The sequence below is a fragment of the Paenibacillus oceani genome, from assembly GCF_014705615.1.
GTDB lineage: Bacteria > Bacillota > Bacilli > Paenibacillales > NBRC-103111 > Paenibacillus_AB > Paenibacillus_AB oceani.
On sequence record NZ_JACXJA010000080.1, the window covers coordinates 1 to 7,426 of the forward strand.

At 55.5% G+C, this 7,426-nt stretch carries 5 protein-coding genes; all 5 read right to left on the minus strand.

The window, feature by feature from the left end:
• Window positions 1–355: 355 nt before the first annotated feature.
• The 5 genes from IDH45_RS33570 to IDH45_RS33590 all read right to left on the minus strand — a co-directional run bounded on the left by IDH45_RS33570 (window position 356) and on the right by IDH45_RS33590 (window position 6,650).
• On the minus strand, window positions 356–2,233 hold the full coding sequence (locus IDH45_RS33570) for a right-handed parallel beta-helix repeat-containing protein (protein ID WP_190932522.1): 1,878 nt from the start codon (window positions 2,231–2,233) through the stop codon (window positions 356–358).
• Window positions 2,234–2,368: 135 nt separating this feature from the next.
• Window positions 2,369–3,694 carry an ABC transporter substrate-binding protein gene (locus IDH45_RS33575; RefSeq protein WP_190932523.1) on the minus strand — a complete coding sequence of 442 codons (1,326 nt, stop codon included), beginning with the start codon at window positions 3,692–3,694 and terminating at the stop codon, window positions 2,369–2,371.
• A gap of 28 nt (window positions 3,695–3,722) precedes the next feature.
• Entirely contained in the window at window positions 3,723–4,541 is an 819-nt protein-coding gene (locus IDH45_RS33580; protein ID WP_190932524.1) for a glycerophosphodiester phosphodiesterase, read from the minus strand.
• Window positions 4,542–4,654: 113 nt separating this feature from the next.
• Window positions 4,655–5,752: a zinc-binding dehydrogenase gene (locus IDH45_RS33585; RefSeq protein WP_190932525.1), complete on the minus strand. Its 1,098-nt coding sequence runs from the start codon at window positions 5,750–5,752 to the stop codon at window positions 4,655–4,657.
• A 136-nt stretch (window positions 5,753–5,888) separates the two neighbouring features.
• Complete coding sequence (locus tag IDH45_RS33590; RefSeq protein ID WP_190932526.1) at window positions 5,889–6,650, minus strand: DeoR/GlpR family DNA-binding transcription regulator; 762 nt, start codon at window positions 6,648–6,650, stop codon at window positions 5,889–5,891.
• Window positions 6,651–7,426 lie beyond the last annotated feature (776 nt).

A 7,426-nucleotide genomic window follows, 5' to 3' on the forward strand; every position in this document is an offset into this window, starting at 1 on the left:
ACTGGTTTTCATTTTCCATGACTTCCAGCTCCCAACCTCGTGCTTCTTCCACCATCTTCCTTCAATTCCTGTCTAATTCCGAGAGGCTATGTTTTAAAACCTTCTAATAATTAAATAATTAACTTCTACCGTATACCAAATAATTCCTTCTTGATGATTCAACAACTTTGCAGTGTTGCGCTAAACTGCCCGTTAACTTAATAGATCACCTTCTCTGCAAGTAACTAACGGCAAGATCGTGCGCAACACACGCCAGTAAAATGGTGTACCCATCATATAAAATCCTGCCGCCACGCCCAAAAAGCCCCGTCCGCCTATATAAACGGATCGGGGCTTTTTGCCTTTATTATTGTCTCTACTCCATATCCGCCGGAGAGGTGACCGGCTCCGGAGATAAATCGCGCAGCGACCCGGACGCCGCCTCGCAGCGCAGATCGTTGCCGTAGCGCGTTATGTTCGTAACGGTGTTGTGGATGTTCATGCCGTAGCGCGGCTTCGCCTTGCCGGGTTCAGTCCGGATCTGGTTGCCGACCACCCGGAAGTCGGAGGAGGAACCCGACAAATATATTCCGTCGTACCGGTTGTCCCCGATCTGGCTGACATTGATCATCTTGTTGTCCCGGATCGTCAGCAGCGACGTGGCACCTCCGACATTGAATCCATAGAAGCCGATATCCCGCATCACGTTGCCGGTCAGCTCCGTTCTCGTGCAATCCGCGACGAGCAATCCGTTCTTGGCGCCCGTCTCCATAATATTGTCCGAGACGATGCTGAAATCGCACGACTTCAGCTGGATGACATGTCCGCCCACATCTCGGAAGACGTTCCCGATTATGACCACGTTGTGGATCGGAGCCGCTTGCTGACCCTCCACATAAATGCCGGTGCCGCTTGCTTTCTCGATGATGTTGCTTTCGACCACCAGATTGCTCGCCGGCTGGGTCGGCCATACGACGCCGTGCTCATCCTTCGTGGAAGCCGAACCCGGCGCCGGCATCGTAATGAATATGCCTCCCGCCGCCTGCCGGATATAATTGCCGCTGACAATCGAGTTTCTCCATTTGAACGGCCGGATCGCCCAGTAGCTGCTGCCCTCGAACGTGTTGTTCGTTACCGTAATATGGTCGTAAAATTTATCCGCTCCCGCGCTGTGAGCACCGATGCCGCAAGGCCACGGAGCCGTGCCCGGCGTGCCGCTGCCTCCGAAATAACAATGGGTCACCGTCACTAGACGGGTAGCGGTATGATCCTTCGCAAAACCGCCGAAGCCTGCCTGCGTTGCCGGTTCCAGCTGGATCGCCTCTACGTAATACCGGTCCTTGTCGCCTACGAATCCTAGGAAGGCGCACTCGTCGATCCGCACATCCTCAACGCCGGTCAGCTCGACCGCGTGGCCAAGCGGAACATCCTTAAGGGTAACTCTCCGGATCGTGATGCCGCCGGAGTGGGCCAAGGCGATACCCACGCTCGGATTAAGGAACCCGTGCGCATTGCAGTCGAGGACTCCGCCCTCTATCGTAATATTGCCGTTCCCCTCATACCCGTAAAAGAGATCGCTCGTCTTGTAGTTCATCAGCAGAGCGCCCCGGTGCGAGCGAATAAGCACAGCTGTATCGTCCAGCAGCAGACGGGTATTGCGGTACAGGTGCAAGCTCCGGGTCAGCTTATACCTGCCGGCCGGGACACGAATAACAGCGCTTCCCAAACGGAGCGACTCCTCCAGTGCCGCCTGAATCGCATCCGTATCATCACTGACTCCGTCGCCCGCCGCCCCGAACCAGCGGACATCGATTGGCGAAGCCGCTTCCGTCCTGCGGATATACCGGTCTCCCGAAGCCGTTACGACGACCGTCCCGTCATTGTCGGGCGAAGAAGCGTCCGATCCGTCATATACGAACAACCCTTCACGGCCGCGGTCAGTTACATAATAAATGTCGGATATCAGCGGGCGTTTGCCGGCACGAAGCTCACTGATCGTAGCGGACAAGCACAACTTCAGTTTCATCAGCTCATTCGGAGTCAGCTTCGCATACTCGCCGTCCGTTCTTCCTGCGATTTCCCCGCCGTACACCGAATCCGCTACGCTAGGGGCCGCCCCCGCCGCTTTAGCGAAACTCCCCATAGCGGCGGCCATGCCCACTGCGCCCATCGTAGACAACAGCGCTCTCCTGCTGATCGCGCGTCCCTTGCCCGGAGTCAAACCGCCGGATCGTTCCCCGTGTACCTTATTCACGTTACCCATTCCTCCCTGTCGGTTGAGCATACGGCAATGGGAGCCCCCTGGCTGCTCATGCTGGGGTACTGCTGCGTGCCGTAACCGGGGGGCTTGTCCGCTCGCCGCTTCCGTGCCTTGTTTGACGCTTAAGCTTTATTTGGCCTTCTGCTTCTCTTCCTCCATCGCCTTGACTGCCTTCTCGTTGGCCTCCCGGAGCGCCGTATTGATATCGGTACCGCCCAGCATCGCCTTCATCGCATCGTTGACGTATGTATAGTTTTTGGCGTCATATTTCGTGCCCATCGGCGGCACGGCAGGCTTCACTTTAAATATGCCGGCCAGGTTTTTGTTTTTGAAAATATCCATGCTGCTGGCAAATTGCTTGCGAAGCTCCTCGTCCTTAAAGGCGGTCATCCGGCTGCCCTTGTTCATTTCCTTCTGCGCTTCGTCGGTAATCATCGCCTGAATGACCTGGTACGCCGCCGCCTTGTTTTTGCTGGCCGGGGTGATGGTCATCAGGTGGAAGTCGACTTCGCGGCCGATACCTTTACGATCGTCAAAGGACGGGAACGAGACCAGATCCCAGTTGAAATCTTTGCCCGAGTCTTTGAGCGGCTTCACACGCGAGGCGAGCGCCGCGAGCCAATACCCTTGCATGGCTACCTTCTGGTCCTTCAGGAAAAAGTCGATGTTGTCTTTGGCATAATTCGTTTTCGGATCGAACTGGCCCGGAATGTCATAGATTTGCCGAATGACCGAAAACACTTTCTTGTATTCTTCCGAGTCCAGAATCGGCTTCTCCATCTTCGCATCGACTGTCGGCAGCGAATAGGCCCGGGTAAGCGCGGTTGCCGACGTGAAGTCGAGGCCGATAATTTGCGTATCGCCGTCCTTGCGCGTCATTTTCTTAGCCAGCTCGATCGTCTCGCTCCAGGTCATCCCGTCCTTCGGATACGGCACGCCGAACTTGTCGAACAGGTCTTTGTTGTACGCAAGAATTCCGTAGTTCATCGCGAACGGCATTCCGAACAGCTCGCCCTTGCTGCCGAACGACTTCAGAACGTTGATCGCCTCCGGCTCGAACTTGGTCAGGTCGGTTTTTTCCTTAGTGACGAACTCGTTCAAGTCGCTGGCTAGTCCCCGGTCGATCATGTCGTGCATGTAATAGTTGCTTGTCGCCACCAGGTCGGGGGTATCGCCGGCCGTTATCAGTTGATCCAGCGACCGTCCTGTCAGCAGCTCAACGGTGATATGCGGATATTTGGCGCGAACCGGCTTCAAAACGAACTCTTCCAGGTTGTCCGGGGTAATGCCGGCCCCGTTGTTCACGATCGTTAGTTTGACAGGCTGCGGCGGCTCCTCCGGTTTTTTCGGATCTTCTCCGGCCGGGTTCGCCGACCCTCCGCCATTTTGCCCGCAAGCGGTTAGAACAAGAAGCATTGCGGCCATCCCTAAATATAAAGATTTCTTATAATTCATGTGTCGGTTTCCCCTCTCACCTTCATGCTTACTCGTTTTGCCGGCTTTGCCAGCTTTGCACGCATTCCAGAAACCGTGCCGGCTCGTCCGTCGCGTACCAGCGGATTCCCAAGTTCAGCAGCAGATCCATCGATTTGCCGTCAAAGGTAAATGGCAGCGCTTCCAAGTCTACTCCTGCCGCCAACGTTTCAGACAATGCCTCCCGCAAAAATGGTTCCTCCAGCTGGAACGGCCATCCTTCGTCTCCGCCGGCTTTGATATGGAACTGGATCTGGTCCAACCCGTCGAATCCGGAATCGCGCGCCTGACGGTACGTATCCATAATCCGCTCGGGGCCGCCGCCGATCCACAGCATCGTCCGCACGCCGGATGCGATGCGTTTCATACTTTTGCAATTTTCCTGAATATTATGAGTGAAAATCACCTGTTTATTAATGCCATACTCGCCGATCAGTTTACCGAGTTGCTCCAAATCGACCTGCTTGAGATCCAGATAAACGAGGCGCTCCGGTCTTCCCTTCATCTCCTCGAACATTTCGCGGAGAGCGGGAATGGTCTCCCCGCGGAATTTCTCGTCGAACTTGACACCGGCATCCCAAGCGCTAATTTCCTCGAAGGTAAACTCGGAGATCGGGAGATGACTCACGTCTGCAGGCGCCGTCGTCGTCCGGGCCGGAGTCGTGTCATGCAGGCAGACGATGACCCCATCCTTGGTCGTCCGGATATCCGCCTCCGGAATCCCTCCAAGCGACCACGCATAACGGTTCGCTCCCATCGTGTTGTCGGGCGCTTCGTAAGCTCCGCCGCCCCGGTGCGCTTGCCAGTATACTTGATTCGTCTCCGCCATCGTCCGATCACTCCGTTTTCTTCGTTTCGTTGGCAATCCGTGCGGATTTGCCTTATACTGGTTATGGTTATGTTTATTTTCTTAGTGCGGTGCTGTTGAATTTCACGGTCTGGTCACCAGTGGAATTCCAGCACTGTTTTTTTCCAATCACGATGGGCCGCCGCTTCTTCCATCGCTTCGATATAGTCTTCCACCTTGCGGACCGGCTTCGTCCGCTCCGGCAGCAATCTTCGCAGCGTCTCCTGGCACGACGGGCGTCTCATCAGCTCCATAACCGCCTGGAAGTCCCGGCTCATACTGCGGCTGCTCCCGATGACCGTAATACCCTTCTCTAAAATGTCCCTCGTGTTGATCGGCACCCGTTCCTCCGTCACGCCCATGAGGATCAATACGCCTCCCGGCCTCAGCAGATCGATCGCCTGGTTCACCGCGCTTTCGCTGAAACGTCCTCCCGTACACTCGACCGCCACATCAACCGGTTCGGCTGCGCCGAAATCGAATTGCTGAACGAGCTCTCTTCTGGCAAACTGGAACTGCTCCAGCTTTTCTTCGATCGCGCCAAACGCGAGCAGCCGATCCTGGTCAAGTCCGGCCGCGTGATGCAGCATCGCCGCCGTCAAATACCCTACCGGCCCGTCGCCGAATACTGCCGCGCTCATATTCCCCCAACGTTCCTTGACGCGGGTGATCGCTTGATACGACACGGAACATAGCTCCGTGAGCACCGCGATCTCATCCGGTACTTCTTCCGGCACCGGAATGGCGCAGCCGGCCGGAACGACGATTCGCCGCTGGGCGATTCCGTCTATGCCGCTTCCGAGAAAACGTCCCCGGTAGCAATAATTGTCTCCCGCAGCTCCCCGGCATGCCGGGCAGCAATCCTCACGCTTCGCTCCGTCGAGCATATACCCCGGCATATTCGGAACGATGACTACGTTCTGCCCTTCCTTGCATCCTGCATCCCTGCTGACTACCACTTTGCCGATTCCTTCGTGAAGGAGCGACATCGGCAGCTTCCGAGCGAGCGCTTCCGGCCTTCTTTGCCCAGTGTAATAGCGCAAATCCGCATGACAGATACTCGCAAGCGTAGGTTCGACGACGACATAACCGTCAGGAACGGTGTGCTCTAGAACGACTTCACGGATCAGTTTCGGTTGAAGCAGACGATAAGCTCGGGATGGAACGATGGTTGTTGTTGTCTGCTCTTTCATGCACAGCCCCCTCTTCCAGTTTTGAGCGATATGAACGTTTACTCCTAATTGCCAAAATCGTTCGAGCGTTTCTCCGCCCGCCAATAGAGGGGCCGGGAAAGCGGGTCGCGGACCGTATCGTTATACCGTTATACCGTTATACCGTGATGACGTCTACGCCGGACTCCCGGAAAGGCTTCAACTGCAGATCGGAAGCTTCGGCTCCCGTCACGAACGTGTGGATGGCATGGAGCGGCGCTACGTTATGCAGCGATACTTTGCCGATCTTCGTATCGTCCGCTACGACGATAATCGCCTGCGCCGCCCGGATCATTCCTTGCTTGGCCGGAATCAACTGCGCCTCCGGATGGGTCAGCCCGAACTTCGGATGGATCGCCGGCGTCCCGATAAACGCTTTCTGGACATGCAGCGAGCCGAGGACATGATCGGTGAACATGCCGTTCAGCATATAGCTGGAGCGGTACAGCTGCCCCCCGGTCACGATGACGGTTACGCCGGAAGCGTCACGCAGCTCGGCGGCTACGTTCATATCGTTGGTCACGACCGTCAGATTGGACCGGTTGATCAAGTTTTGGGCGATATGAAGCGTTGTCGTCCCCGAATCCAAAATGATATGATCCCCGTCCTCGACCAGCTCAGCCGCCTTCTTGCCAATCCGCTTCTTCTGCTCGAGCTGATCGCCCGCCCGCTCCGAAAACGAAGGCTCGATATTGGCTCCCCGGTCTACGACTACCCCGCCGTGCGTTCGGCGCAGCAACCCTTCCTGCTCAATCTCCGCCAGATCGCGGCGAATCGTCGCCTCGTGCACCTGAAATTCCTTGGCCAGCTCGGCAACGGTTCCTACCCGCTTCTCCTTCACAAACTCTACGATGCGTAATTTCCTTTCTGCAGGCAACATGAGAACCCCCCTCTCTTTTTGCGCGAATTAGCTCGATTTTCTAGTATAATTGTTCATATGCACTCGTTTCCAGTATATATTTGCCATGGCGTGTAGTCAATACAATTACATAAACTTCATAACTGTTGCTAGGCATTGTTGATTCTTACAGCGAATAGGCCATATGGCGCGGGGGGGGCAGCCTCTGCACACAATCAAACACAAACGCGCAATTTTCACATTCGTTTGCACAAATATATTCATGAGATTGCTCTAACGCCGAGGGGCGGTGGGAGATCGCCGTTCGCCGGGAGTCCGAGCAGAGGAGAGAAAGAGGAGGAGGTGTTGAGATGCTGGGGCAAGCATAGCCGGACAGTCTGCGTGTAACCGGACACCGCGTTCCGAAAGTTGCGCTTGCAATGCTCAGGCATGGATGATCGCCGTACCATGTCGATCGTGGCGGACGGAATTGTACAGCGGGATAGGGGATCTTGTCTTCCATTTATAGACCGACTAGCGATTGGGAAAGTGAAGTAATAGTCGGAAGGTACGCGGGACCCTATGGGTTGGGTATATGGGCGGTATTGGGAGGGGAGTGAGGGGAGTTGGGGGTGCGGGGGATTGGGCGGTAACCGGATAAGATAAGAGCTAGTAGAGACCCTTATTCTCCATCAAATTAGCGTTTTCGCCGAAATAAGAGCTTCCAGGGGTAACTACTTAGGTACAAAAAAGTGAAAGGTAAAGAAACTGGAATTAAAAGAGGAATTTACCTTGAAGAGACAAGGAGAGGGAAGAGA